A 27,000-nucleotide genomic window follows, 5' to 3' on the forward strand; every position below is an offset into this window, starting at 1 on the left:
GTTTCGGCTCGGACCGGTCAGAGCTTGGTCCAGGCCTCGGTGAGGGTGGCCCGGAGGATCTGCTCGATCTCGTCGAACGTCGACTGGTCGGAGACCAGCGGCGGGGCGAGCTGGACCACCGGGTCGCCGCGGTCGTCGGCGCGGCAGTACAGGCCGTTGTCGAAGAGCGCCTTGGAGAGGAAGCCGTACAGCACGCGCTCCGTCTCGTCCTCGTCGAAGGACTCCTTGGTGGTCTTGTCCTTGACCAGCTCGATGCCGTAGAAGAAGCCGTTGCCGCGCACGTCGCCGACGATCGGCAGGTCGTGGAGCTTCTCCAGGGTCGAGCGGAAGGCGCCCTCGTTGTCCAGGACGTGCTGGTTGAGGTTCTCGCGCTCGAAGATGTCGAGGTTGGCGAGGCCGACCGCCGCGGAGACCGGGTGGCCGCCGAAGGTGTAGCCGTGCAGGAAGGTGTTGTCGCCCTTGTAGAACGGCTCGGCGATGCGGTCGGAGATGACGCACGCGCCGATCGGGGAGTAGCCCGAGGTCATGCCCTTGGCGCAGGTGATCATGTCGGGCACGTAGCCGAACTTGTCGCAGGCGAACATCGTGCCGAGGCGGCCGAAGGCGCAGATGACCTCGTCGGAGACGAGCAGCACGTCGTACTGGTCGCAGATCTCGCGCACGCGCTGGAAGTACCCGGGCGGCGGCGGGAAGCAGCCGCCGGCGTTCTGCACCGGCTCCAGGAAGACGGCGGCGACGGTGTCGGCGCCCTCGAAGAGGATCTGCTGCTCGATCTGGTCGGCGGCCCAGCGGCCGAAGGCCTCCGGGTCGTCGCCGTGGATCGGGGCGCGGTAGATGTTGGTGTTCGGGACCTTGTGCGCGCCCGGGACCAGCGGCTCGAAGGGGGCCTTGAGGGCCGGCAGGCCGGTGATGGACAGGGCGCCCTGCGGGGTGCCGTGGTAGGCGACGGCCCGGGAGATCACCTTGTGCTTGGTGGGCTTGCCGACGAGCTTGAAGTACTGCTTCGCCAGCTTCCAGGCGGTCTCGACCGCCTCGCCGCCGCCGGTGGTGAAGAAGACCTTGTTCAGGTCGCCGGGGGCGTGGTGGGCGATCCGCTCGGCCAGCTCGACGGCCTTCGGGTGGGCGTAGGACCACACCGGGAAGAACGCGAGCTCCTGCGCCTGCTTGTACGCGGTCTCGGCGAGCTCCGTGCGGCCGTGGCCCGCCTGGACGACGAAGAGGCCGGCGAGGCCGTCGAGGTAGCGCTTGCCCTTGTCGTCGTAGATGTAGGTGCCCTCGCCGCGGACGATGGTCGGGACGGGGCTGTTCTCGTACGACGACATGCGGGTGAAGTGCATCCACAGGTGGTCGTAGGCGGTCTTGGAGAGGTCCTTGCTCACGGCTATCGGGTTCCCCACATGTAGGTCTGCTTCTTGAGCTTGAGGTAGACGAAGCTCTCGGTGGAGCGCACGCCGGGAAGGGTGCGGATGCGCTTGTTGATCACATCCAGCAGGTGGTCGTCGTCCTCGCAGACGATCTCCACCATCAGGTCGAAGGAGCCCGCGGTCATCACCACGTACTCGCACTCGGCCATGGCCGTCACCGCGTCCGCCACCTGCTCCACGTCGCCCTCGACGTTGATGCCGACCATCGCCTGCCGCCGGAAGCCCACGGTGAGCGGGTCGGTGACGGCCACGATCTGCATGACGCCCTGGTCGAGGAGCTTCTGGACGCGCTGGCGCACCGCCGCCTCCGACAGGCCGACGGCCTTGCCGATCGCGGCGTAGGGACGGCGTCCGTCCTCCTGGAGCTGTTCGATGATCGCCAGGGACACGGTGTCGATCGCGGGGGACGATCCACCACCGGTCCTGGACTCTGCGCTTCGGCTGGCCACGACTTCACTGTGCACCGAGACTCGTCGCTCACGCAACCCCGGAACGATGTAATTCGTTGTTCGGAGGTCTCGATCACACTGAATCCGAAGTTCTGGAGGGTCGGGCCTGTCGAAAGCGTGGGCCTAGCGACTAGGCTGGGGTGTCTCACCCACCGGACAGGCCCCCGCGGGGCCGGCGGGTGACCACGGACACCGAAATCGACAGGAGGGGTGGCCACGTGACCACCGAACTGCGTCGTCTGCGCAACTACATCAACGGCGAGTTCCGGGATGCCGCCGACGGACGGACCATCGACGTCGTCAACCCCGCCACCGGTGAGGTCTACGCCACCTCCCCGCTCTCCGGCCGGGCCGACGTCGACGCCGCCATGGAGGCCGCGGCCGCCGCGTTCCCCGCCTGGCGGGACACCACCCCGGCGGAGCGCCAGAAGGCCCTGCTGAAGATCGCGGACGCCTTCGAGGAGCGCGCCGAGGACCTCATCGCCGCGGAGTGCGAGAACACGGGCAAGCCCGTGGGCCTCACCCGCAGCGAGGAGCTGCCCCCGATGGTCGACCAGATCCGCTTCTTCGCCGGCGCCGCCCGCCTGCTGGAGGGCCGCTCCGCCGGCGAGTACATGGAGGGCATGACCTCCATCGTCCGCCGCGAGCCGGTCGGCGTCTGCGCCCAGGTCGCCCCCTGGAACTACCCGATGATGATGGCCGTGTGGAAGTTCGCCCCGGCCCTCGCCGCGGGCAACACCGTCGTGCTGAAGCCCTCGGACACCACGCCCGCCTCGACCGTCCTCATCGCCGAGATCATGGGGCAGATCCTGCCCAAGGGCGTCTTCAACGTCGTCTGCGGCGACCGCGACAGCGGCCGCCTCATGGTCGAGCACCCGACCCCCGCCATGGCCTCCATCACCGGCTCCGTGCGCGCCGGCATGCAGGTCGCCGAGTCGGCGGCCAAGGACGTCAAGCGCGTCCACCTGGAGCTGGGCGGCAAGGCCCCGGTCGTCGTCTTCGAGGACACCGACATCGCGAAGGCCGTCGAGGACATCTCCGTCGCCGGCTTCTTCAACGCCGGCCAGGACTGCACGGCCGCCACCCGCGTCCTCGTCCACGAGTCCATCCACGACGAGTTCGTCGCCGCCCTCGCCAAGGCCGCCGCCGACACGAAGACCGGCGCCCCGGACGACGAGGACGTGCTGTACGGCCCGCTCAACAACGCCCACCAGCTGAAGCAGGTCAGCGGCTTCATCGACCGCCTCCCCGCCCACGCCAAGGTCGAGGCCGGCGGCCACCGCGTCGGCGACAAGGGCTACTACTACGCCCCGACCGTCGTCTCCGGCCTCCGCCAGGACGACGAGATCGTCCAGAACGAGGTCTTCGGCCCCGTCATCACCGTCCAGCCGTTCCGCGACGAGGAGCAGGCGCTGGAGTACGCGAACGGCGTCGAGTACGCCCTCGCCTCCTCCGTGTGGACCAAGGACCACGCGCGCGCGATGCGCATGTCCAAGGCCCTCGACTTCGGCTGCGTGTGGATCAACACCCACATCCCGCTCGTCGCCGAGATGCCGCACGGCGGGTTCAAGAAGTCCGGCTACGGCAAGGACCTGTCGGCGTACGGCTTCGAGGACTACACGCGCATCAAGCACGTCATGACCTCGCTGGGCTGACACCCGCGCCACCGCGCTCCGGCGCCCCGCGTCTCGCGGTCCGGCGCCACGCGTCATCGCGCCGGAGCGCGGGCCCACCACGGGCCCGCGCTCCGGCGCGCCGTACTCACGGGGGCGGCGCGGCCGGCGTCACGGGGTGCGGAACAGCAGCGCCGCGCTGTGCCCGCCCAGCCCGAACGACGTGCTGAGCGCCGCCCGCACCGGCCTGCGCCGCGGCGACTTGACCACCACGTCCAGCTCGATCTCCGGGTCCAGCCGGTCGAGGTTCGCCGTCGGCGGGATCGCCTGGTGCTGGAGGGTCAGCACCGTGCACGCCGCCTCCACCGCGGCCGCGCCGCCGCCCGCGTGGCCGAGCACGCTCTTCACGGCCGTGACCGGCGGCGGCGTCCCCCGGAACACCCGGCGCAGCGCCCGCGCCTCGGCCAGGTCGTCCAGCGCGCCGCCACTGCCGTGCGCGTTCACGTGGTCGACGTCCTCGGGGGCGAGCCCGGCGTCCGCGAACGCCGCCCGCACCGCCCGCTCCACCCCCCGCCCCTGCGGGTCCACCCCGGCCTGACCGGGCACGCACCGCGCCTCCGCCGACGCCCCGTACCCGGAGAGGACCGCCCGTACCCGCGCCCGCCGCGCCCGCGCGTCCGCCAGCCGCTCCAGTACCAGCACCCCCGCGCCCTCGCCCAGCACGAACCCGTCCCGCTCGGCGTCGAACGGGCGGGAGGCGCCCGCCGGGTCGAACGTGCGCGACGACAGGCTGCCCGCCCGGCCGAGCCCCGCCGCGGCCGCACGCCCCGGGACGCCGTCGCAGCCGCCCGCGACGGCCACGTCGCACGTGCCCGCCCGCAGCAGGTCCCGCGCCACGCCGATGGCGGTCGCACCCGAGGCGCACCCGCCGGACGTCACGAAGCTCGGGCCCAGCGCGCCCAGCTCCGTACTGACCTCCGCGGCGCTCACCCCCCGCGCCGCGCCCCCGCCCGGACCGCACCCGGTGCCCAGCACCACCGCCACCCGCGCCCCCTCCCAGCCGCCCTCCGGCCAGGACGCGTCGGCGACCGCCTCACGGGCCGCCGCCAGCCCCAGCCGCGCGGGCCCCTCGAAGCCGGTGACCCGGCAGGAGAAGTCGACCGGCAGCCCCGCCAGGCGTACGTCCCGGGCCGCCGTCGGGACGCCGTCGAGCAGCCCGTCCCACGTGCACTCCGCGGTCCGGCCGGCCGGAGTGACCAGACCGATGCCGGTGACCGCGATGTCGGTCAGCTCTCGCGCGCGGACGCGCTCATCGACGTGCACGACGGGCTCCAGAAGGGGGGCGACGACGGGGGAGGAGCGCCACCCTAAGGGCGGCCCGGCGGGGCGCGGGGCCGTCGCGGCGCCGATCGGCGGCCCGCCCGGGGCAAAAGCACCCGCGTGGGTGACGCCGCGTCCCCGCCCCCGCGGGCGACCATGTACCGCCGCTCGCGCGGACGGCCACCGGAGGCGTCAACTCCCGGTCGACCACGCCCACATGAAGGATGACGGACCGAGGCCGGCCACGGCCGCCACCGTCCTTACCGCACGTCCCCACGCCCCTGCCCGCGGGGCCGCCGGGGTCCGGTGAGCGGTGCCCGGACCCGGGCGTACGCTGCGGACATGAGCGAAGCGAACGCCCTGTCGAGGCGGATACGCGCGTGGTTGGCGTTCTTCGTCGTGTGCCTCGTGCTGAGCGGGGTGACGGCCTTTCCGCTCGTCAGCGAAGTGCGCCTGATGCACGAGGCTCTGACCGGCTGGGCGTCCCCCGTCGGCGACGCCCTCCCCGGCCTCCTGGACTGGATCGGGCGCGTGCGCGCCGGCCTCGACACCGCCGACGCCCGGTACCCGTTCCTCCTGTACGGCACCGACTGGCTGGCGTTCGCCCACCTCGTGATCGCGGTCGCCTTCTACGGACCGTACCGCGACCCCGTACGGAACATCTGGGTCATCGACTTCGGCGTCATCGCCTGCGCGGGGATCGTGCCCCTCGCCCTGATCTGCGGCCGGATCCGGGACATCCCCTTCTGGTGGACCGTCATCGACATGGCGTTCGGGGTGTTCGGGGTGCTCCCGCTGCTCGTCGTCCGCCGCCACATCAAGCGGTTGGAGGCGCTGACGGCACCGGCCGGGTACGCGGCACCGGCCGGGCTCGCGGCACCGGTGGCGCCGCCCGCGACGCCGGATGCCCTCGCGGCACCGGCCGGGCCGGCCCCCGGGACGCCGCAGTCCTGAGCCGCGCCCCCGGGGAGCGGGCCGGACCGCGCGGCGCCGCGGACGGTCAGGGCTTGCGGGCCACCGCGCCGAACTGGGCGACCTCGGGGCCCGCCTCGAAACGCCAGCGGGAGCACGACACGATGCCCGGCTCCAGGACCTCCAGGCCGTCGAGGAACGACGCGAACTCCCCGCGGCTGCGGGCGGTGATGGGCGGGGTGGCGTTCGCGTTCCAGAAGGCCATCGCCTCGGCGTTGCCCGCGCCGCCCAGGGCCGGCTCCAGCGTGGGGTGCGTGAGCACCAGGTGGCTGCCCGGCGGTACGGCGCCCATCAGGGTGCGCACGATGGAGCGGGCGGTGTCGGTGTCGAGGACGAAGTTGAGGATGCCGAGCATCATCACGGCGACCGGCCGGTCCAGGTCCAACGTCCGCCCGACCGCCCGCAGGATCCGCTCCGGGTCGTGCGCGTCGGCGTCGACGTACTCCGTGACCCCCTTCCGGGAGCCGGTGAGCAGCGCCCGCGCGTGGGTCAGCACGATCGGGTCGTTGTCGACGTACACCACCCGCGCCTCGGGGGCGACGCGCTGCGCGACCTCGTGGGTGTTGTCGGCGGTCGGCAGCCCGGTACCGATGTCGAGGAACTGCCGGACGCCCGCCTCGCCCGCCAGGTACCGCACCGCGCGGCCCAGGAACGCCCGGTCGGCGCGGGCCACTTCGCCGATGCTCGGGTACAGCGAGGTCACCTGGTCGCCGACGGCGCGGTCGACGGAGTAGTTGTCCTTGCCGCCCAGCCAGTAGTTCCAGACGCGCGCGTTGTGGGCGATGTCGGTGCGGATCCGGTCGATGTGCGACGACGTCACGTGGGGGCTCCCGTCAGTACGGAGTTCAGGGTGTCCACGCGGTTGGTGGTGATCGAGTCCACCCCGTTGTCGATCAGCTTACGCATGGTCCTGCGCGTGTCTGCCGTCCAGGCGGAGACCAGCAGTCCGTCACGGTGCACCCGGTCCGCGAGCTCCCGGCCGACCAGCCCGAAGCGGTAGTTCAGCCAGCGCGGCGCCACCGCCTCCAGCAGCACCGGCCGGGCCGGGGCGAGGGACGTCCACGTCAGGGCGATCTCGGCGGCCGGGTCGGCGGCGCGGACCAGCAGCATCGCGGCGGCGCCCGAGCAGTAGAAGACCCGGTCCTCCGCGTCGCACTCGCGGACCGTGCCCACGACGGCCCGCACGGTCTCCTCCGTGGCGCCCGGCAGGTCGATCATCACGCGGTGCGGGGCGGCCGCGGCGAGCGCCTCGTAGAGCGTCGGCACGCCCTCCGGCCCGGTCAGCCGCCGCACCTCGGCCAGCGAGAGAGCGGCGAGCGGCCGGTCGATCCGCCACAGCCTGCGCAGCGTCTCGTCGTGCAGGAGGACCGGGACGCCGTCCCAGGTCAGCCGTACGTCCACCTCGACGGCGTCCGCGCCGCGCGCCAGCGCCGACCGGATCGACGCGGTCGTGTTCTCACGGACCCGGTAGGGGTCGCCCCGGTGCCCGACGACGGTGACGGTGCGCATGTGCTCCATTGTCGGCACGGCGCCCGTCAGCGCGCGAGCCACTCCTCCGTGTACGTGTCGATCTCCCGCTTCAGGTGCTCCTTGCCGGCCCGGTCCAGGAAGGACGCCTCGACGGCGTTCCCGGCGAGGGCGGCGACTCCGCGCTCGTCGAGGCCGAGGAGGCGCGCGGCGATGGCGTACTCGCCGTTGAGGTCGGTGCCGAACATCGGCGGGTCGTCGGAGTTGATCGTCACGAGGACGCCCGCGGCGACCATCTCCTTGATCGGGTGCAGGTCGAGGTCGGTGACGGCGCGGGTGGCGATGTTGGAGGTGGGGCACACCTCCAGGGCGATGCGGTGCTCGGCGAGGTGGGCGAGGAGCCGGGGGTCCCGCACCGCGCTCGTGCCGTGGCCGATGCGCTCGGCGCGCAGGTCGCGCAGCGCGTCCCACACGGTCTCGGGGCCGGTCGTCTCGCCGGCGTGCGGGACGGAGTGCAGCCCGGCCGCGATGGCCCGGTCGAAGTACGGCTTGAACTGCGGGCGGGGCACGCCGATCTCCGGGCCGCCCAGGCCGAACGACACCAGCCCCTCCGGCCGCAGGTCGACGGCGAGCCGGGCGGTCTCCTCGGCGGCCTCCAGACCGGCTTCGCCGGGGATGTCGAAGCACCACCGCAGGACCACGCCGAGCTCGGCCTCGGCGGCGGTCCTGGCGTCCTCGATGGCCTCCATGAACGCCTTCGCGTCGATGCCGCGCCGGGTCGAGCTGTACGGCGTGACGGTGAGCTCGGCGTACCGGATGTTCTGCCGGGCCATGTCCCGGGCGACCTCGTAGGTCAGCAGCCGGACGTCCTCGGGGGTGCGGACCAGGTCGACGACCGACAGGTAGACGTCGATGAAGTGGGCGAAGTCGGTGAAGGTGAAGTAGTCGACCAGCGCCTCGGGGTCGGTGGGCACCGCGGAGTCCGGGTGCCGCGCGGCCAGCTCGGAGACGATGCGGGGGGAGGCCGACCCCACGTGGTGGACGTGCAGTTCCGCCTTGGGCAGCCCGGCGATGAAGGGGCGCAGATCGGTCATCGGGGTCCTCCGAGTGGGTGAGCCGTCCCTGGTCAGGGGTCATCGTAGGCCGGTCGTTAGCATGGCCGGAGACGATGGGGGAGGCTCATGCCAGACGACAACCACCGGAACGACCCCTGGGCGCCGCCGGAGAGTCGGCCGCCCGAGCCGGGGGTGGACCTCGGCAAGTCCGCGACCCCACGACCCGCGCCGGGCCCGGCGGCCCCGCCGCACGACCAGCCCACGGTGGCCGCGATGCCCGGTGCCGGCTTCGGCCCGCCGGAGGCCGGCGACCCGCTGCCCCCGCCACCGATCGCCCCGGGCGGGCCGGGCCGGCCCGCCCCCGGCCCGTACGGCTACCCGGCGCCGGCCGCACCCGCGCCCGGGTACCCCGCCCACCCCGGCGCCTACGGTCCGTACGGCGCCGGCGCCTGGGGACCGGCCCCGGCCAACGGGCTGGGCGTCGCGTCGATGGTCCTCGGCATCATCTCGGTCGTCGGCTGCTTCATGTACGGCCTCGGCATCGTCCTGGGCGTCCTCGCCCTGATCTTCGGCATCGTCGGCCGCAAGCGCGTCCAGCGCGGCGAGGCGAACAACGGCCCCATCGCCACCGCCGGCATCGTCACCGGCGCGGTCGGCATCGCGCTGGGCGCCCTCGTCCTCGGCGGGCTCATATGGGCCATCACCGAGGAAGTGAAGAAGGACGACGGCCTCGACCGCGACGACCCGTACGCCACCTCCCTGGTGATCAGCGACACCGGCCGCTGACCGCGCGTCCCGGTGGATCCGCCGGTGGGCGGCCGGGGACGCCCGACCGTCCGGGACCGGCCCCCGGGACCGGCCCCCGGGACCGGCACCGGGGCTGATCGTCGGGCCATACGATGGGCCGACGAAGTCCTTGGAGGGGAGACCACCCATGTCCGATCCGAACCAGCAGCCCGGCGGCTTCGGGCCGAGTCCGTACGGCCCCGGCCAGCCGCAGCAGCCCGGTTACGGGTACCCGGCCTCCCCCGCCCAGCCGCCGCAGCCGGCCTACGGGTACCCGGCGGCCGGAGCGCCCGCGCAGCCGCAGCAGCCGGCCTACGGCTACCCGGCGGCCGGAGCACCCGCGCCGCAGCCGGCCTCCTACCCGGCGCCGCCCTCCCCGTACGCCGCGCCCGGCTACGCCGCCCCGCGCCCCAGCAACGGCATGGGCACGGCGGGCCTCGTGCTCGGCATCATCGGCGTCGTCTGCAACGTCATCATGGTGCTGTGGTTCGTCGGCATGATCCTCGGCGTCCTCGCGATCATCTTCGGCGCCGTGGGGCGCGGCAAGGCCAACCGCGGCGAGGCCACGAACAAGGGCGCGGCCACGGCCGGCCTGGTCATGGGCATCATCGCGACGGTCCTGCTGCCGGCCCTCATCCTGCTGCTCTTCGCCGGCGCCATGGGGGCGGCGAGCGGCATCTGACCGACGACGCCCACCGGCCGCGCCGGTACCCCGACGGCCCGGCACGCCCCGCGTGCCGGGCCGCCGCCGTACCCGGCCGCCGTACCCGGCCGCCGTACCCGGCCGCCGTACCCGGGGACGGGGCCCGGCCTACAGGTCGGCGAGTCGGTCGCGGGCGTCCATCAGCGCGAACCCCAGCAGGTTGAGTCCCCGCCAGCGGGCCGGGTCGCACGCCCGCTCGTCGTCGGCGGCGAGGCCGATGCCCCAGACGCGGTCCACCGGGCTCGCCTCCACCAGGACCCGGCCGCCGGTGCCCAGCAGGTAGCCCGCGAGCCGCGGGTCCTGCCCGAACTTGTGGACGCTGCCCGCCACCACGATCCCGTACCGCTCGCGCCGCCACACCTCCTCGTCGAAGCCGCGCACCAGCCGGCCCGCCTTCTTCGCGAGGGCCGGGTTCGCCGCCTCGACGGCCTGCCGCTCGGCCCGCGCGTCACCGAAGAGCCGGGCCTTGGCGGCCATCATCCAGTGCTCGGCCGTCGCGTACCGCACCCCGTCGACCGTGAACGGCGAGGGCCACCACTGGCTGAGACAACTCGGTCCGAGCCGTCCGTCCGGCCGGGGCCGGTGCCCCCAGAAGTGCAGCCACTTCACCCGTTCACCCCTGCTGACCTGCTGGGTCAGTGCCTCCAGACGCTCCATGCACGCCAGCATGGCAGCCGCCACGGACACTCCGTACGGGGATTTCCGCCCGCGCGCGACACATGGTCGACCGAATCCGTCGCGTAACCAAAAGGCAACAACGGAATCCCTTGTTGGGCGGGGACGCCTCTGCCAGGATCGGCACTCAACTCGGGCTGGAGCAACGGAGAGCGTCCATGGAAGACCGCTTTCGGACAGCGGAGACAGAGCAGTCGCAGGGCGTCCGCGCCCTGACCGTCGACCGGGCGCGCCGGCATTTCGCGGCGGGCGCGCAGTACGTCGGCGGGCGGCTGCGCCCCGGCACCTCGGACCACACCCACACCGTGGTCGACCCGGCGACCGGCGACGAGGTGCTCACGTACGCGCTCGCCTCCGCCACCGACGTGGACGCGGCCGTCACCGCCGCCCGGGCGGCCTTCCCCGGCTGGGCCGGGGCCACCCCCGGCGAGCGCTCCGACGCGCTGCACCGCTTCGCCACCCGCCTGACCGAGCTGGCCGAGGACCTCGCGCGGACCGAGTCCCTCCAGTGCGGCAAGCCGCTGCGGCTGACACGTGAGTTCGACGTGCCGGGGACGATCGACAACACGGCCTTCTTCGCGGGGGCCGCCCGCCACCTCCAGGGCCAGTCGGCCGGTGAGTACAGCGGCGACCACACCTCGTACGTCCGGCGTGAGCCCATCGGTGTCGTCGGTTCCGTGGCGCCCTGGAACTACCCCCTCCAGATGGCGGCCTGGAAGATCCTCCCGGCCGTCGCCGCGGGCAACACCGTCGTCCTCAAGCCCGCCGAGGCGACCCCGCTCACCTCGCTGATGTTCGCTCAGGCCGCCACCGACGCGGGCATCCCCGACGGCGTCGTCAACGTCGTCAACGGCACGGGACGGGAGGCGGGGGAGTACCTCGTGGGGCACCCGGGCGTCGCGATGACGTCCTTCACCGGCTCCACCGCCGTCGGCCGGCGCGTCGCCGAGATCGCCACCCGCACCGTCAAGCGCCTCCACCTCGAACTCGGCGGCAAGGCGCCGTTCGTCGTCTTCGACGACGCCGATCCCGAGGCCGCCGCCCACGGCGCGGTCGCCGGCGCGCTGATCAACACCGGTCAGGACTGCACCGCCGCCACCCGCGCGTACGTCCAGCGCCCGCTGTACGAGGCGTTCGTCGAGCGGGTCGCCGCACTGTTCGCGGGGGTGCGTCTCGGCGACCCCTTCGACGCGGACACCGACCTCGGACCGCTCGTCACCCATGCCCACCGCGACCGCGTCGCCGCGTTCGTGGAGCGCGCCCGCGCGTACGCCACCGTCGTCACCGGCGGCACGGTCCCGCCCGGTGACGGCGCCTTCCACCGGCCCACCCTCGTCACCGGCGCGCCGCAGGGGAGCGAGATCGTCCAGGCCGAGGTCTTCGGTCCGGTCCTCGTCGTGCTGCCCTTCGACACCGACGACGAGGGCCTCGCCCTGGCCAACGACACCCCCTACGGGCTGGCCGCGTCCGCCTGGACCCGCGACGTCTACCGGGCCGGCCGGGCCACCCGCGAGCTCCGGGCCGGCTGTGTCTGGGTCAACGACCACATTCCGATCATCAGCGAGATGCCGCACGGGGGGTACGGCGCTTCGGGCAGCGGAAAGGACATGTCAACCTACTCCTTCGAGGAGTACACGCAGGTCAAGCATGTGATGTACGACAACACGGCGGTCGCCAGGAAGGACTGGCACCGCACGGTCTTCGGGGACCGACCGTGACCGTGGCGGCCGCCGCCGCGCGGTGACGGCGTACCGCCGGACCCGTGGCCACCCACCCATCCCGAAAGGGCACAGCGCATGGAGCAGTACGAGCCCGACACCCCCTCCGCGGCCCAGGTCGCCGCGATGCGGCGCAGCCTGACCGACGGCAGGGGGTCCCTCACCCGCCGGTCCGTGCTGCGCGCCACGGGCTTCGGGGCACTCGCCGTCGGCGGCCTCGCCGGGGTGAGCGCTTGCGGGATCCCGCCCGCCAAGCGGGAGGGCGGCGGTCCCGCCCCGACGGACTTCTCGGCGACGGAGAAGCGGCTGACCTTCTCCAACTGGACCGAGTACATGGACGTCGGCGAGGACGAGAAGGGCTACCCGACCCTGGAGGCGTTCACCCGGCGCACCGGGATCGCGGTCAAGTACACCGCCGACATCAACGACAACGTCGAGTTCTTCGGCAAGATCAAGCCGCAGCTGGCCGCCGGCCAGGACACCGGGCGCGACCTGATCTGCGTCACCGACTGGCTCGCCGCGCGCATCATCCGGCTCGGCTGGGCGCAGAAGCTCGACCCGGCGAACCTGCCCCACGCGTACGCCCACCTCTCGGCGCAGTTCCGCCGCCCCGACTGGGACCCGGGCCGGGCGCACTCGTACCCCTGGACCGGCATCTCGACGGTCATCGCCTACAACGTCAAGGCCACCGGCGGCCGCAAGGTCGACTCCGTCGGCCAGATGCTGGACGACCCGCGGCTCAAGGGCCGCGTCGGCTTCCTGACCGAGATGCGCGACACCGTCGGCATGACCCTCCTGGACATGGGCAAGGACCCGGGCGCGTTCACCGACGCCGACTACGACGCCGCGATCGGCCGGCTCCGCAAGGGCACCGCCACCCGGCAGATCCGCCGCTTCACCGGCAACGACTACACCTCCGACCTGGACAAGGGCGACCTCGCCGCCTGCCTCGCCTGGGCCGGTGACGTCATCCAGCTCCAGGCCGACAACCCCGACATCCGCTTCGCGATCCCGGCGGCGGGCTACATCACCTCCAGTGACAACCTCCTCGTGCCCGTCGGCGCCCGGCACAAGACGAACGCGGAGAGGCTCATCGACCACTACTACGAGCTCCCGGTCGCCGCCCGGCTCGCCGCCTACATCAACTACGTCTGCCCGGTCGACGGGGTGCGCGACGAACTCACGAAGATCGACCCCGCCCTGGCGTCGAACACGCTGATCCTCCCGGACGAGGCCATGGCGGCGAAGTCGCACGCCTTCCGCTCCCTCACCAGCGCGCAGGAGACGGCGTACGAGGAGAAGTTCGCCGGGCTCATCGGTGCCTGAGCCCGCCGCGCCCACCGCCGCCGTCCGCCCCTCGACCTCCGGGACCACCCTCCATGACCACTGACACGCACACCGCCGGCGGCGACGTCCGCCTCACCGGCATCAGCAAGACCTACGGCTCCTTCACCGCCGTCCACCCGCTCGACCTGACCGTCCCGCAGGGCTCCTTCTTCGCCCTCCTCGGGGCGTCCGGCTGCGGCAAGACCACCACCCTGCGCATGATCGCCGGCCTGGAGGACCCCACCACGGGCACGGTCTTCCTCGGCGACCGGGACGTCACCGACCTGCCGCCCCACAAGCGACCGGTCAACACCGTCTTCCAGTCCTACGCCCTCTTCCCGCACCTGACCATCCACGAGAACGTCGCCTTCGGACTGCGCCGCCGCGGCATCAAGTCCGTCCGCAAGCAGGTGGGCGACATGCTCGACCTCGTCCAGCTCGGCGACAAGGCCGGGCACCGGCCGCACCAGCTCTCCGGCGGCCAGCAGCAGCGCGTCGCCGTCGCCCGCGCGCTCATCAACCACCCCCAGGTGCTCCTGCTCGACGAGCCGCTCGGCGCCCTCGACCTCAAGCTGCGCCGCCGGATGCAGCTGGAGCTCAAGCGGATCCAGACCGAGGTCGGCATCACCTTCGTCCACGTCACCCACGACCAGGAGGAGGCCATGACCATGGCCGACACCGTCGCGGTGATGAACGGCGGGCGCGTCGAACAGCTCGGCGCCCCCGCCGACCTCTACGACAACCCCCGCACCACCTTCGTCGCCAACTTCCTCGGCACCTCCAACCTCATCGCGGCCGAGGTCGCCGAGTCGGGCGGCGGGGACCTCGTCGTGCGGGCCGGCGGCGGCACGCTGCGCCTCCCCGCGAGCCGCTGCCAGGCGCCCACCACCACCGGCGGCACACTGCTGGTCGGCATCCGCCCGGAGAAGATCTCGCTCGCCCACGCCGACGACGCCGGCGTCATCGACGCGGGCCGCAACCGCGTCACCGGACGGATCGTCACGACGTCCTTCATCGGCGTCTCCACCCAGTACGTCGTCGACGGCCCCGCCGGCACCGGCCTCCAGGTGTACGAGCAGAACGTCAAACGCGATCCGCGCCTCGCCCCCGGCGCCGAGGTCGTCCTGCACTGGAACCCGGCGCACACCTTCGGGCTGGACGCCACCCAGGACATCGACGCGGGCGTGGAGAAGGTGGAGGACGCCACGTGACCGTCACCGAGACACCCGGCACGCCCGGCGCGACCGGGTCGTCCGCGGCCCCCGGCACGCCGCCGGCGCCGCGCCGGCGCCCCGTCCGCCGGCGGCTCGTCCCGTACTGGCTGCTCCTGCCCGGCGTCCTGTGGCTGCTCGTCTTCTTCGTGCTGCCGATGGTCTACCAGGCGTCGACCTCCCTGCAGACCGGCTCCCTGGAGGCGGGCTTCGAGGTCACCTGGCACTTCCCGACCTACTGGGAGGCCCTGCGCGAGTACTGGCCGCAGTTCGTCCGCTCCCTGCTGTACGCCGGGACCGCGACCGTGCTGTGCCTGCTGCTCGGCTACCCGCTCGCGTACCTCATCGCGTTCCGGGCCGGGCGGTGGCGCACCGTGCTCCTCGTCCTCGTCATCGCCCCCTTCTTCACCAGCTTCCTCATCCGGACGCTCGCGTGGAAGACGATCCTGGCGGACGACAGCGCCGTCGTCGGCGCCCTGGACGCGCTGCACGTGCTGGACGTCACCGGCTGGCTCGGCTGGACCGAGGGCGACCGGGTGCTGGCCACCCCGCTCGCGGTCGTGTGCGGACTGACGTACAACTTCCTGCCGTTCATGATCCTGCCGCTGTACACCTCGCTGGAGCGGATCGACGGCCGGCTGCACGAGGCCGCCAAGGACCTGTACGCGTCCCCCGCCACCACCTTCCGCAAGGTGACCTTCCCGCTCTCCCTGCCCGGAGTCGTCTCCGGCACCCTGCTCACCTTCATCCCGGCGAGTGGCGACTACGTCAACGCCGAGCTGCTCGGCTCGACCGAGACCAAGATGGTCGGCAACGTCATCCAGTCGCAGTTCCTGCGGGTGCTCGACTACCCGACGGCGGCCGCGCTCTCCTTCCTGCTCATGGCCGCCGTGCTCGTCGCGGTCACCGTCTACATCCGCCGCGCCGGAACGGAGGACCTGGTCTGATGCGCCGGCTCCGCGAGAAGCTCGTCCCGCTGGCGGGACTGCTGACACTCGCCTACCTGCTCCTGCCGAACGTCGTCGTGACGGTGTTCTCCTTCAACGACCCGGTGGGGCGGTTCAACTACTCCTGGCAGGAGTTCTCGACCGCCGCCTGGAGGGACCCGTGCGGCGTCGCCGACCTGTGCGGCTCGCTCGCCCTCTCCCTCCAGCTGGCCGCCTGGGCCACGCTCGGCGCGACCGTCCTCGGCACGATGATCGCCTTCGCGCTCGTCCGGTACCGCTTCCGGGCGCGCGGCGCGGTCAACTCGCTGATCTTCCTGCCGATGTCCATGCCCGAGGTCGTCATGGCCGCCTCGCTGCTCACGCTCTTCCTCAACATGGGCGCCGAGCTCGGCTTCCTGACCGTCCTCATCGCGCACGTCATGTTCTGCCTGAGCTTCGTCGTCGTGGCGGTCAAGGCCCGGGTGCTGTCCATGGACCCCCGCCTGGAGGAGGCGGCCCGGGACCTGTACGCGGGCCCGGTGCAGACCTTCCTGCGGGTCACCCTGCCGATCGCGGCGCCGGGCATCGCGGCCGGCGCGCTGCTCGCGTTCGCCCTGTCCTTCGACGACTTCATCATCACGAACTTCAACGCGGGCTCGACGGTCACCTTCCCCATGTTCGTGTGGGGCTCGGCCCAGCGCGGCACGCCCGTGCAGATCAACGTCATCGGCACGGCGATGTTCGTCATCGCGGTGCTGCTCGTCGTCGCCGGGCAGTTCCTCGCCGCCCGGCGCAAGCGTACGGAACACCTCCGGTAACACCCGCACCCTGAGGGAGTTGGAAGCCATGGCCCCCGTCGCCATGCGGACCGCTGCACGATCACTCTCGGACGCCCAGCCCGTCCCCTTCTGGCTGGAAGACCCCGGCAGGCCCGCCGCCCGCCCCGCCCTCGCCGCGACGGACCACTGCGACCTGCTCGTGGTCGGCGGCGGCTACAGCGGACTGTGGACGGCGCTCCTCGCCAAGGAGCGCGACCCGCGGCGGGACGTGGTGCTCATCGAGGGCCGGGAGGCGGGCTGGGCCGCCTCCGGTCGCAACGGCGGCTTCTGCGCCGCCTCCCTCACCCACGGCTTCGGCAACGGCCTGGCCCGGTGGCCGGACGAGCTGCCGAAGCTGGAGGAGCTCGGCGCGCGCAACCTCGACGCCATCGAGGCCGCCGTCGCCGCGTACGGCATCGACTGCGACTTCGAGCGGACCGGCGAGATCGACGTGGCCACCGAGCCCCACCAGCTCGCCGAGCTGCGGGCCACGTACGAGGAGGCCCGCCGCCTCGGCCTCGCCGACGGGCTGGAGCTGATGGACCGGGACGCCGTGCGCGCGCAGGTCGACTCCCCGACGTTCCTCGGCGGGGTGTGGGACCGGCGCGGCGTCGCGCTCCTGCACCCGGCGAAGCTCGCCTGGGGCCTGAAGCGGGCCTGCCTGGAGGCGGGGGTGCGCGTGTACGAGAACACCCGCGGCCTCGACCTCGCCCCGGACGGCGCCGCCATGGCCGTGCGGACGCCGTACGGCCGGGTCGTCGCCCGGCAGGTCGCCCTCGGCACCAACGTCTTCCCGTCCCTGGTGCGGCGCACGCGGCTGTACACGGTGCCCGTCTACGACTACGCCCTGATGACCGAGCCGCTGACCCCGCAGCAGCTGGCTGCCGTCGGCTGGCGTGGCCGCCAGGGCCTGGGGGACAGCGCCAACCAGTTCCACTACTTCCGCCTCAGCGCCGACAACCGCGTCCTGTGGGGCGGCTACGACGCGATCTACCCGTTCGGCGGACGCGTGCGGACGGAGCTGGACCAGCGCCCCGAGACCTACCTCACCCTGGCGGAGCACTTCTTCCGCTGCTTTCCGCAGCTGGAGGGCGTGCGGTTCACCCACGCCTGGGGCGGCGCCATCGACACGTGCTCCCGCTTCTCGGTCTTCTTCGGCACGGCGCACCGCGGCCGGGTCGCGTACGCCGCCGGCTACACCGGGCTCGGCGTCGGCGCGTCCCGGTTCGGCGCCGAGGTGATGCTGGACCTGCTGTCGGGGGAGCGCACGGAGCGCACCGAGCTGGAGATGGTGCGCAGGAAGCCCCTGCCGTTCCCGCCGGAGCCGTTCGCCTGGGCGGGCATCGGCGTGACGAAGTGGTCGCTGGCCCGCGCCGACGCCAACGGCGGCCGCCGCAACCTCTGGCTGCGCGCCATGGACCGCCTCGGTCTCGGCTTCGACAGCTAGGAGATGCCCCTGAGGTCGCCGGGGGTGCCGCTGGAGGGCGCCGCCGGGGGTGCCCCCGACCGACCCGTACGCGCCGGCGCGCGCCCCCGCGGGCCGGTTCACCCCTTCGTGGTGGCCGAAGCCGCGTAATGATCCCTGCCCGCCCGGCTCTCCCCGTGTGACGGCGCTGCCCTGACGGGCAGTCGGACACGGACAAGGAGGCTGTGCGCGATGACAGGTACGGGGGCTTCGGGCGGGCCCGGCTCGGCGGGGGCACGGGCGGCGGTGGAGTGGCTGGCGTCGGCGGCGCCCGACCCCGACGTCTGCCGCCGGGAGTGGGAGCGCAGCCCGCTGGGGACCGCCCTCCTCCCGGCGGGGCGGCGCTGGGACGTGCTGATCGTCCCGGGATGGCTCGGCCACCCGGCGCTGGACGTACTCCAACGGCTGGTGGAGCGCCCCGGGCCGGTGCTCCGCGGCTTCGGCGGCGAGCGGACGGGGTTCTTCGTACCCGTCGGCACGGCCGCGCGGTGGGTCGGCACCGGTACGCGCGCCGCCGGCCGGGGCGCCTGGATCGCCGTGCCGCACCCGGGCCGGGTGGTGGGCGCGGCCCGCTGGCTGGTCGTGCCGGACGGCTCCGGCACGCTGACCGACCCGGCCCTGCTGGAGCTGGCGCTGCACGAGGCCGCGGGGCGCATCGCCGAGGGCGGTGGCGGCGGGAGGGCTTGACAACCGAATTGGTCTGGACCATGTTGTGCGCGCCGCACCCTCGACACCCCCACCCCCGGGAGCAGTTGTGGACCGCACACGTCGCCCCAGACCCCTCGCCGCCGCGCTGGCGGCCGTACTCGCGGCGGGCGTCCTCGCCGCCGCCGCGCCCACCGCCCAGGCGCACCCCCGCACCCGGCCCGCGCCGGAGCGGTTCCACACCGCCCCCGCACGGACCGATACCGCCGCCGCGCCGGCCCAGGCCGCGCCCGCCGCCGACGCCGAACTGGCCCGCAACGGCGGCTTCGAGGCCGGCCTGGACGGCTGGACCTGCTCGGTGGGGAGCGGCGCCGCGGTCGACGCGCCCGTGCGCACCGGCACCCGGGCCCTGCGCGCCACCCCCGCGGGCGGCGACCACGCGCGCTGCTCCCAGACCGTCGCCGTCCGGCCCGACGCGGCGTACACGCTGAGCGGCTGGGTGCGCGGCGGCCTCGCCTACCTCGGCGCGTCCGGCACCGGCACCACCGACGTCTCCACCTGGACCCCGTCCGCCCCCGACTGGCAGAAGCTCACCACCACCTTCCGCACCGGTCCCGCCACCCGGTCGGTGACCCTCTACACCCACGGCTGGTACGGCACCGCCGCCTACCACGCCGACGACCTGTCCCTCACCGGCCCGGGCGGCGACCCGGCGCAGCTCCCCGCCGCCCCCGCCGGCCTCACCGCCGGGACCCCCACCTCCTCCAGCGTGCCGCTCACCTGGCAGCCCTCCGTCGGCGCCACCGGCTACACCGTGTACCGCGACGGCGCGCGGGCCCTGACGGTCACCGGCACCTCCGCGACCGTCACCGGCCTCACCGCGGCCACGTCGTACGCCTTCCAGGTGACCGCGACCAACAGCGCCGGCGAGTCGCCCCGCTCCCCGGCCGTGACCGCGCGCACGGCCGACGGCGGCCCCGGCCCCGGCCCCGCGCTCCCCGCCCACGCCCTTGTCGGCTACCTCCACGCGAGCTTCGCCAACGGCTCCGGGTACACCCGCATGGCCGACGTCCCCGACTCCTGGGACGTCATCAACCTCGCCTTCGGCGAACCCACCTCCGTCACCTCCGGCGACATCCGCTTCCGCCTCTGCCCGCGGACCGAGTGCCCGAACGTCGAGACGGAGGACGAGTTCAAGGCCGCGATCCGCGCCAAGCAGGCCGCGGGCAAGAAGGTCCTCATCTCCATCGGCGGCCAGAACGGCCAGGTCCGGCTCGCCACCACCGCCGCCCGCGACGCCTTCGTCGCGTCCGTCTCGAAGATCATCGACGAGTACGGCCTCGACGGCCTGGACATCGACTTCGAGGGCCACTCCCTCTCGCTGGACACCGGAGACACCGACTTCCGCAACCCCACGACCCCGGTCGTCGTCCACCTCGTCTCGGCGCTGCGCACGCTGAAGGCGAGGTACGGCGCGGACTTCGTCCTGACCATGGCGCCCGAGACGTTCTTCGTGCAGCTCGGCTACCAGTACTACGGCTCCGGCCCCTGGGGCGGCCAGGACCCGCGCGCCGGCGCCTACCTGCCGGTCATCCACGCGCTGCGCGACGACCTGACCCTCCTGCACGTCCAGCACTACAACTCCGGCCCCATCATGGGCCTGGACGACCAGTACCACTCCATGGGCGGAGCCGACTTCCACATCGCCCTGACCGACATGCTGCTCACCGGCTTCCCCGTGGCGCGCGACCCGGGCCGCTTCTTCCCGGCCCTGCGCCCCGAGCAGGTCGCCATCGGCCTGCCCGCCTCGCCGAACGCGGGCAACGGCCACACCCCGCCCGCCGAGGTGAACAAGGCGCTCGACTGCCTCACCAAGGGCACCGGCTGCGGCACCTACCGCACCCACGGCACCTGGCCCGGCCTGCGCGGCCTCATGACCTGGTCCGTCAACTGGGACCGCTTCAACGGCGGGGAGTTCTCCCGGAACTTCGACGCCTACCGGTGGAACTGAGCGCCAGGTGGCCGCCGCCGAACAGCAGCAGGCTGCCGGCGACGTCCAGCGGCCAGTGGTAGCCGCGCAGCACGAGCCCCGCGCCCGTCGCCGCCGTCAGCACCGCGGCGACGGGCAGCAGCACCCGCCGGTGCACCAGCAGCGCCGCCCCGCAGTACGCCACCAGCGCGGTCGCGGTGTGCCCCGACGGGTAGTAACCGGTCGCCTGCGTCAGCGGCCCCGGCCGGTCGAGCAGCACCTTCAACGGCACCACCAGGGCCGGGACGAGCGCCATCGCGACGAGCGCGTACAGCGCCCGGCGCCGGCGCCCGCGCCACGCGGCGTACGCGGCGGCGGCGGCGAGGACGGGCAGCGCGACCGGGACGTTGCCGAGGTCGGCGCCCAGCTCGGCGAGCGGGGCGGGGCCCCGGCCGGCGAGGGCGCGGCCCCACCGCTCGTCCAGCGCCGCCAGCGGGCCGTGGACGGCCACCTGCCAGGTGACCAGCAGGAAGCCGCAGAGCAGCAGGAGCGCGCAGACGAAAGCCGGCCGTCCCGGAACAGGGGGGGTTGTTCCGGGACGGCCGGGAGGACCGGTGCGCCGCTCGCCCCGGGGGGTATGGGGCGGGCGACCGTCCGATCGGTGAGGAGTACCGGAGCCAGAGGCGCCGGCGCGGTGCGCGAGGGCACGGCCAGGGCGGAACTGGGGAGGTCCCGACCTGGATCCGCCCGCAGTCCCCTGCGAGCGGCTTTCTTCTCTCATCCGTGCCGACCGTACGCCACGGCCGGGGGGACCGACAGGCGGACCCCCAAGCCGCCATCGGCCCCCCACAGCTTCTTCACGACGTGTGGGTCCGGGCCATCGCCGGGCCTGACGGAGCAGGCGCGGGGAGGGCCCGGAGGGGCTGGCGGGGCGGGCGCGGGGGAGCGCGTCAGATGCGGGCGTACGCGGCCTCGATGACGTCCAGGCCCTCGTTGAGCAGGTCCTCGCCGATCACCAGCGGCGGCAGGAAGCGCAGCACGTTGCCGTAGGTGCCGCAGGTCAGGACGAGCACGCCCTCGGCGTGGCACGCCTTGGCGAGCGCGGCGGCGGCCTCCGGGTTCGGCTCCTTGGTCGCGGCGTCCTTGACCAGCTCGATCGCGATCATGGCGCCCCGGCCGCGGATGTCGCCGATGTGGCACCCGACCTTGTCGGCGAACTTCTCCTGCAGGGCGGCGAGGCGGCCCTTCATGACCTCCTCGATGCGCTTCGCCTTGGCGTTGAGGTCGAGCTCCCGCATCGTCTCGATGGAGCCGAGGGCGCCGGCGCAGGCCACCGGGTTGCCGCCGTAGGTGCCGCCGAGGCCGCCGCCGTGGACGGAGTCCATGATCTCGGCGCGGCCGGTGACGGCGGCGAGCGGCAGGCCGCCCGCGATGCCCTTGGCCGTCGTGATCAGGTCGGGGACGATGCCCTCGTCCTCGCAGGCGAACCACTGGCCGGTGCGGCAGAAGCCGGACTGGATCTCGTCCGCGACGAAGACGATGCCGTTGGCGTTGGCGAACTCGACGATCGCCGGGAGGAAGCCCTTGGCCGGCTCGATGAAGCCGCCCTCGCCGAGCACCGGCTCGATGATGATCGCGGCGACGTTCTCGGCGCCGATCTGCTTGGTGATCTGGTCGATCGCCTGCGCGGCGGCCTCGGGGCCGCAGTTCTCCGGGCCGGTCGGCCAGCGGTAGCCGTACGCCACCGGCACGCGGTACACCTCGGGCGCGAACGGGCCGAAGCCGTGCTTGTACGGCATGTTCTTGGCGGTCAGGGCCATCGTGAGGTTCGTCCGGCCGTGGTAGCCGTGGTCGAAGACGACGACGGCCTGGCGCTTGGTGTACGAACGGGCGATCTTGACCGCGTTCTCGACGGCCTCGGCGCCGCTGTTGAACAGGGCCGACTTCTTCTCGTGGTCACCGGGGGTGAGCTCGGCCAGCGCCTCACAGACCTCCACGTACCCCTCGTACGGGGTGACCATGAAACAGGTGTGGGTGAAGTCCTGCAGCTGCGCGGACGCGCGGCGCACGACGGCCTCCGCGGAGGCGCCCACGGAGGTGACCGCGATGCCCGAACCGAAGTCGATCAGACGGTTGCCGTCCACGTCCTCGATGACACCGCCACCCGCGCGCGCGGTGAACACCGGCAGCACGGAGCCGACGCCACCCGCGACGGAGGCGAGGCGCCGGGCCTGGAGCTCCTGCGACTTCGGGCCGGGGATGGCGGTGACGACGCGGCGCTCCTGCGGGATTTCGGTCATGCGGGGCTCCTGGGGGTGCTTGACGGCGCGATGGCTCTACTTCCTCCCGCAGGCTAGGCCCGCGCGGGGGGAGGAGGCATGCGCCGTTCGGGAGTGGTGGGCCGCGCGTCGTTGTCCGTGGCGGACATAGCGCGCGAGGCGCGGCCCCCGGGTCCGCGTCGACCGGTCCCGCCGGCCGCTCCGGGCACTACATTGGCCGGTGCACGCACGCGGGCGGCCTGGCGGGTCAGGGGGCAGGGGAATCATGGACAGGGACGGTACGTCGTACGAGGCACGGGGCACCCACGCCGACCCCGGCCCGCACCCGGCTGTCCCCCCGCCTCACCCGGCGGGGGCCCCGTCGCCTCCGGCGGGCCCTCCGCCGCTGCCGCCCGCCCCGCCCGCGGCGCCGGCGGTCCCGGCCCCGGCGCCCTCCGGAGCCCGCCGCGGCAGCCCCGCGGCGCCGCCCGCGCCGCGCCACGCGCCCGCGGCGGCCCCCTCCGTCCTCGACTGGCTGCGCACCCCGCGCCCCGAGGCGGAACCGGGCGTGTGGCGGCTGGGGCACCGGCCCCGGCCGGCGGAGGAGCCCGAGGACGTCCCGGCACGCAGGCTCTTCGCCGGGGCGATCATCGCGCTGCTCAGCGGCTGGCTCCTGTGGTCCCTGCTGTGGAATGGCTACCTCGGCCACTACTGGCTCTGGCCGCTCGTCGTCCTCACCCCCGACTCCTGGCGGTCCGACGGGGAGACCTGGGCCACCGCCAGCGACGTGTACTACGTCCTCGTGGGCGGCGGCCTGCTCGTCTTCTTCGCCCGCGTCGGCCACGTCCCGGAGATCTGGCGCCGCTACGCCCGCCGCTCCCGCGCCCGGGCCGCCGCCGTCCCGCCGCCCCGCACGGGCGCCGACCCCGCCGACTGGCCCGAGCTGCGTGACGCCGGCCTGACCGAGGCGGCCGACCGGCTCGCCGAGGCCGTCCGCGCGGGAACCCTCGGCGACGTCGACTACGCCCGCATCCAGCGGGCCTGGCACGGCGTGCGCGCCCACCCCGACCGGCTCGCCGCGTTCACCGACGCCGTGCGCGCCCAGGGGCCGGCCGCCTGCGCCCACCCCTCCGGCGCGCGCGACCTGCCGGCCCGCACCGCCACCCACGACCTGGCCACCGGGCAGGTGCGCATCGGCGTGGCCGCCGACCACCCGCGCAACCCCTACGGCCGCCGCACCACCGGCGTCGCCCTCGAACCGGCCCTGCTCGGCACCTCGCTCCTCGCCGTCGGCCCGGCCGCGGCCGGCAAGACCGAGCGGCTCGTGCGGCCCGTCACCGAGGGGCTGTGCCTGCAGGCGCTCGCCAACCGCGCCGCCGTCGTCGCCGTGACGGCGCAGGGCTCGCCGCTCGCTCCCGACACGGCGTTCGACGTGGTCATCCCCGTCGGCCGCCCCGGCTCCCGGTACGACCTCGACCTGTACGGCGGCGCGGAGGACGCCGACGAGGCGGCCCGTACGCTCGCCGAGGCGCTCGTCGGCGACCTCGTCCCCGACAGCCGCCGCGCCGCGACGGCGCTCGCCCAGCTCATCGGCCCGCACCGGGCCGCGCACGGGCGCTTCCCCGGCGTGCCGGAGCTGCGCGAGCTGCTCGGCGGCGACCCCCGGGCCCTCGCCGAGCTGCGGGCCGCCGTCGCCGGCGATCCCGCGCAGCTGCGCGAGCTGGACGCCCGCGCCCGGCAGGCCGGGCGCGGCGACGACGTCGCGGTGCTCCTAGCCGAGCGCATCGCCTTCCTGGACCGCCCCGCCTTCGCCGACTCCTTCCGCACCGACGGCGCCGGCCGCCCCTTCTCGCTGCGCGCCATCGAGCACCCGCTGCGCGTCCGCGTCGACCTGCCCGAGCGCGGCCACGCCGAGGCGTCGCGGATCGTGGCGCGGCTGCTGCTCGCCCAGTTCACGGAGGCCGCGCTCGCCCGCGCTGACCGGTCGCTCTTCGCCTGCCTGGTGCTGGACGACGCCACGGACACCGTCACCGCCGACTCCGTCCGCGCCGTGCAGCGGCTGCGCTCCGCGCACGCGGGCGTCGTGCTCGCCCTGCGCACCCTCCAGGACGTGCCGGAGCACCTGCGCGGGCCGCTGCTCGGCGCGGTCGGCTGCCGCATGGCGTTCTCCGGACTCGCCCCGTGGGACGGCGGCAGGTTCGCCGAGGTGTGGGGGACCGAGTGGGTGCAGACCCGGGACGTCACCAACCGGCAGATCATCTCCGACGAGCCGCTGACCAAGGCGATGCACTTCATGCGCCGTCTGGTGACCGGCCGGGCGGCCACCGCGGAGGCGGTCACCGTGCGCGAGGTGGAGCGGCAGCGCTGGTCGGCCTCCGAGCTTGCGCACGGGGTGCCCGCCGGGCACGCGGTGCTGTCGGTGGCGGACGTCCGGGGGGAGCACGCGCCCCCCGTCCTGGTCGATCTGCGGGGCTGACCGGCGCGCGTCGCGAGGGACACTGGTACGTCCTGGCACAATTGGAGCGAGCCGTTCATACGGGGCGGCGAAATCGGCGGTGAGCGGCGGGGAACCTCGTCCGCCCCCACGACGTCTCCCTCCTCCTCCCCTCTCGAAGGCCTGCCGGTCCCATGCCGCTCACCCTTGCCTCGCTCGTCCAGCACCCGGCGCTCAAGCTCGCCGTGCGCGCCGGCGCCGAGCGCCTCGACACCCCCGTGCGCTGGGCCCACGTCAGCGAGCTCGCCGACCCCGTCCCGTACATGGAGGGCGGCGAGCTGCTGCTCACCACCGCCATGACGCTCGACGCGACGGACGCCGAGGCCATGCGCCGCTACGTCCGCCGGCTCGCCGGGGCGGGGGTGGTCGGCGTCGGCTTCGCCGTCGGCGTGAACCACGACGAGATCCCCCAGGCGCTGCTGGACGCCGCCCACGACGAGGGCCTGCCCCTGCTGGAGGTGCCCCGCCGTACCCCCTTCCTCGCCATCTCCAAGGCCGTGTCCGCCGCGCTCGCCGCCGACCAGTACCGGGCGGTGACCGCCGGCTTCGAGGCGCAGCGGGAGCTGACCCGCGCGGCGCTCGCCGAGGGTCCCGGCGCCGTCGTGGCCCGGCTGGCCGCGCACGTCGACGGCTGGGCGGCGCTCTACGACGCCTCCGGGGCCGTCCTGGCCGCCGCCCCCGACTGGGCGGCGCGGCGGGCGGCGCGGCTCACCCCGGACGTCGAGCGGCTGCGGGAGCGGGCCGCGCCGGCCAGCACCGTCGTCGGCGGCACCGACGACCGCGTGGAGCTCCAGTCGCTCGGCACCGGCCGGCGGGTGCGCGGCGCGCTGGCGGTGGGCACCGGGGCGCCGCTCGGCACGGCGGAGCGGTACGCGGTGCACTCGGCCGTCGCCCTGCTCACCCTCACCACGGAGCGGTCGCGGTCCCTGCAGGCAGCCGAACAGCGCCTCGGCGCGGCGGTGCTCCGCATGATGCTCGCCGGGCAGCCGGACCACGCCCGGACGGTCGCCGGGGACCTGTACGGCGGGCTCCTCGACGCCCCGTTCCGGCTGCTGATCGCCGAGGCGGCCGGCGACGCCGACCCCGCCGCCGAGGCACCGCTGGCCGCGTTCGCCGACGTGCTGGAGGCGGCCGCGGCCCACGCCGGCGAGGCGGTGCTGACCGTGCCGGAGGGCGACGACCGGCTGGTGGTCCTCGCCGAGGACGGGGGAGCGGTGGTGGCGGCCTGCGCCGCGTACGCGGCGAAGGAGGCCGACGAGGCCTGCGCCGTCGTCGGGCTGTCCGCGCCGGCCGGCCCGATAGCGGCCGGCACCGCCTACAAGCAGGCGGAGCAGGCCCTGTCGGTGGCCCGCCGGCGGGGGCGGGCGCTCGTCGAGCACGAGGAGCTGGCGACCGGCTCCCTGCTCCCGCTGCTCGCCGACGACGCGGTGCGGGCCTTCGCGGACGGCCTGCTGCGGGCGCTGTACGAACACGACGCGACCGGCCGCGGCGACCTCGTCGCCTCGGTCCGCGCGTGGCTCTCCCGGCACGGCCAGTGGGACGCGGCCGCCGCCGACCTCGGGGTGCACCGGCACACGCTGCGGTACCGCATGCGGCGCGTCGAGGAGATCCTCGGCCGCTCCCTGGACGACCCGGACGTCCGCATGGAGCTGTGGCTCGCCCTCAAGACCACCGGCGACCAGCCGTCCCGGCACCCCAGGTGACCT

The 27,000-nt window shown here is 74.1% G+C and carries 23 protein-coding genes; 14 read left to right on the plus strand and 9 right to left on the minus strand.

All coding sequences use genetic code 11. The features are described 5' to 3' along the window. Positions 1-17: 17 nt before the first annotated feature. Together NRO40_RS21855 and NRO40_RS21860 are read right to left on the minus strand one after the other, a co-directional pair. The gene (locus NRO40_RS21855) at positions 18-1,397 is read right to left on the minus strand and encodes an aspartate aminotransferase family protein (RefSeq protein ID WP_079047330.1); all 1,380 of its coding nucleotides are present in this window, start codon (positions 1,395-1,397) and stop codon (positions 18-20) included. Beyond that, a complete protein-coding gene (locus tag NRO40_RS21860) occupies positions 1,382-1,888 on the minus strand; it encodes an Lrp/AsnC family transcriptional regulator (protein WP_058943990.1) in 507 nt (168 codons plus the stop codon). The genes NRO40_RS21855 and NRO40_RS21860 overlap by 16 nt, the downstream gene beginning before the upstream one ends. A gap of 203 nt (positions 1,889-2,091) precedes the next feature. Here NRO40_RS21860 and NRO40_RS21865 point away from each other — a divergent pair, with 203 nt between their 5' ends. Next, positions 2,092-3,528 carry a gamma-aminobutyraldehyde dehydrogenase gene (locus NRO40_RS21865; protein ID WP_058943989.1) on the plus strand — a complete coding sequence of 479 codons (1,437 nt, stop codon included), beginning with the start codon at positions 2,092-2,094 and terminating at the stop codon, positions 3,526-3,528. A gap of 129 nt (positions 3,529-3,657) precedes the next feature. Here NRO40_RS21865 and NRO40_RS21870 read toward each other — a convergent pair whose 3' ends face one another. Further along, on the minus strand, positions 3,658-4,809 hold the full coding sequence (locus tag NRO40_RS21870) for a beta-ketoacyl-[acyl-carrier-protein] synthase family protein (RefSeq protein ID WP_232791186.1): 1,152 nt from the start codon (positions 4,807-4,809) through the stop codon (positions 3,658-3,660). A 339-nt stretch (positions 4,810-5,148) separates the two neighbouring features. Between NRO40_RS21870 and NRO40_RS21875 the strand changes: the two genes are divergently transcribed. After that, positions 5,149-5,760 (plus strand): hypothetical protein, encoded by a 612-nt coding sequence (locus tag NRO40_RS21875; protein WP_232791185.1) that lies wholly within the window; start codon positions 5,149-5,151, stop codon positions 5,758-5,760. A 46-nt stretch (positions 5,761-5,806) separates the two neighbouring features. On the opposite strand, the gene NRO40_RS21880 is transcribed toward NRO40_RS21875, so the two are convergent. Genes NRO40_RS21880 through NRO40_RS21890 form a run of 3 tightly spaced genes read right to left on the minus strand, consistent with a single transcriptional unit; the run spans position 5,807 to position 8,339 of the window. Continuing rightward, positions 5,807-6,598: an SAM-dependent methyltransferase gene (locus tag NRO40_RS21880; RefSeq protein ID WP_058943988.1), complete on the minus strand. Its 792-nt coding sequence runs from the start codon at positions 6,596-6,598 to the stop codon at positions 5,807-5,809. Beyond that, the gene (locus NRO40_RS21885; RefSeq protein ID WP_058944004.1) at positions 6,595-7,287 is read right to left on the minus strand and encodes a glycerophosphodiester phosphodiesterase; all 693 of its coding nucleotides are present in this window, start codon (positions 7,285-7,287) and stop codon (positions 6,595-6,597) included. Before NRO40_RS21885 ends, NRO40_RS21880 begins: the two co-directional genes overlap by 4 nt. Before the next feature lie 26 nt (positions 7,288-7,313). Beyond that, positions 7,314-8,339, minus strand: a complete 1,026-nt coding sequence (locus tag NRO40_RS21890; protein ID WP_058943987.1) for an adenosine deaminase — start codon at positions 8,337-8,339, stop codon at positions 7,314-7,316. A gap of 87 nt (positions 8,340-8,426) precedes the next feature. Between NRO40_RS21890 and NRO40_RS21895 the strand changes: the two genes are divergently transcribed. Continuing rightward, positions 8,427-9,086 carry a DUF4190 domain-containing protein gene (locus tag NRO40_RS21895; RefSeq protein ID WP_058943986.1) on the plus strand — a complete coding sequence of 220 codons (660 nt, stop codon included), beginning with the start codon at positions 8,427-8,429 and terminating at the stop codon, positions 9,084-9,086. Between the two features lie 148 nt (positions 9,087-9,234). Then, complete coding sequence (locus tag NRO40_RS21900) at positions 9,235-9,768, plus strand: DUF4190 domain-containing protein (protein WP_058943985.1); 534 nt, start codon at positions 9,235-9,237, stop codon at positions 9,766-9,768. 129 nt (positions 9,769-9,897) lie between these two features. On the opposite strand, the gene NRO40_RS21905 is transcribed toward NRO40_RS21900, so the two are convergent. Further along, on the minus strand, positions 9,898-10,446 hold the full coding sequence (locus NRO40_RS21905) for an NADAR family protein (RefSeq protein ID WP_058944003.1): 549 nt from the start codon (positions 10,444-10,446) through the stop codon (positions 9,898-9,900). Between the two features lie 176 nt (positions 10,447-10,622). On the opposite strand from NRO40_RS21905, the gene NRO40_RS21910 reads away from it, so the two are divergent. The 8 genes from NRO40_RS21910 (at position 10,623) to NRO40_RS21945 (ending at position 20,584) form a co-directional block, all read left to right on the plus strand. Next, a complete protein-coding gene (locus NRO40_RS21910) occupies positions 10,623-12,182 on the plus strand; it encodes a gamma-aminobutyraldehyde dehydrogenase (RefSeq protein WP_257375479.1) in 1,560 nt (519 codons plus the stop codon). Positions 12,183-12,260: 78 nt separating this feature from the next. Continuing rightward, positions 12,261-13,508 (plus strand): ABC transporter substrate-binding protein, encoded by a 1,248-nt coding sequence (locus NRO40_RS21915; protein ID WP_058943983.1) that lies wholly within the window; start codon positions 12,261-12,263, stop codon positions 13,506-13,508. A 53-nt stretch (positions 13,509-13,561) separates the two neighbouring features. Then, complete coding sequence (locus tag NRO40_RS21920) at positions 13,562-14,719, plus strand: ABC transporter ATP-binding protein (protein WP_058943982.1); 1,158 nt, start codon at positions 13,562-13,564, stop codon at positions 14,717-14,719. Further along, complete coding sequence (locus tag NRO40_RS21925) at positions 14,716-15,666, plus strand: ABC transporter permease (protein WP_058943981.1); 951 nt, start codon at positions 14,716-14,718, stop codon at positions 15,664-15,666. The genes NRO40_RS21920 and NRO40_RS21925 overlap by 4 nt, the downstream gene beginning before the upstream one ends. Next, positions 15,666-16,463, plus strand: coding sequence for an ABC transporter permease (locus tag NRO40_RS21930; RefSeq protein WP_058943980.1), 798 nt, complete (start codon positions 15,666-15,668; stop codon positions 16,461-16,463). Before NRO40_RS21925 ends, NRO40_RS21930 begins: the two co-directional genes overlap by 1 nt. A gap of 28 nt (positions 16,464-16,491) precedes the next feature. Beyond that, positions 16,492-17,910 (plus strand): NAD(P)/FAD-dependent oxidoreductase, encoded by a 1,419-nt coding sequence (locus NRO40_RS21935; protein ID WP_058943979.1) that lies wholly within the window; start codon positions 16,492-16,494, stop codon positions 17,908-17,910. 210 nt (positions 17,911-18,120) lie between these two features. Beyond that, on the plus strand, positions 18,121-18,615 hold the full coding sequence (locus NRO40_RS21940) for a hypothetical protein (protein WP_058943978.1): 495 nt from the start codon (positions 18,121-18,123) through the stop codon (positions 18,613-18,615). 67 nt (positions 18,616-18,682) lie between these two features. Then, a complete protein-coding gene (locus tag NRO40_RS21945) occupies positions 18,683-20,584 on the plus strand; it encodes a chitinase (RefSeq protein ID WP_058943977.1) in 1,902 nt (633 codons plus the stop codon). Here NRO40_RS21945 and NRO40_RS21950 read toward each other — a convergent pair. Beyond that, positions 20,535-21,053 carry a phosphatase PAP2 family protein gene (locus NRO40_RS21950; protein ID WP_408057038.1) on the minus strand — a complete coding sequence of 173 codons (519 nt, stop codon included), beginning with the start codon at positions 21,051-21,053 and terminating at the stop codon, positions 20,535-20,537. The two genes, NRO40_RS21945 and NRO40_RS21950, sit on opposite strands and share 50 nt — an antisense overlap. Positions 21,054-21,492: 439 nt before the next feature. After that, positions 21,493-22,842 (minus strand): 4-aminobutyrate--2-oxoglutarate transaminase, encoded by a 1,350-nt coding sequence (gene gabT, locus NRO40_RS21955; protein ID WP_058943976.1) that lies wholly within the window; start codon positions 22,840-22,842, stop codon positions 21,493-21,495. Between the two features lie 244 nt (positions 22,843-23,086). Between gabT and NRO40_RS21960 the strand changes: the two genes are divergently transcribed. Together NRO40_RS21960 and NRO40_RS21965 are read left to right on the plus strand one after the other, a co-directional pair. Continuing rightward, positions 23,087-25,276, plus strand: coding sequence for an ATP-binding protein (locus NRO40_RS21960; protein ID WP_257375480.1), 2,190 nt, complete (start codon positions 23,087-23,089; stop codon positions 25,274-25,276). 152 nt (positions 25,277-25,428) lie between these two features. Beyond that, a complete protein-coding gene (locus NRO40_RS21965; RefSeq protein WP_058944501.1) occupies positions 25,429-26,997 on the plus strand; it encodes a PucR family transcriptional regulator in 1,569 nt (522 codons plus the stop codon). The last annotated feature ends 3 nt before the right edge of the window (positions 26,998-27,000 follow it).

It is taken from the genome of Streptomyces changanensis, from assembly GCF_024600715.1.
Lineage (GTDB): Bacteria > Actinomycetota > Actinomycetes > Streptomycetales > Streptomycetaceae > Streptomyces > Streptomyces changanensis.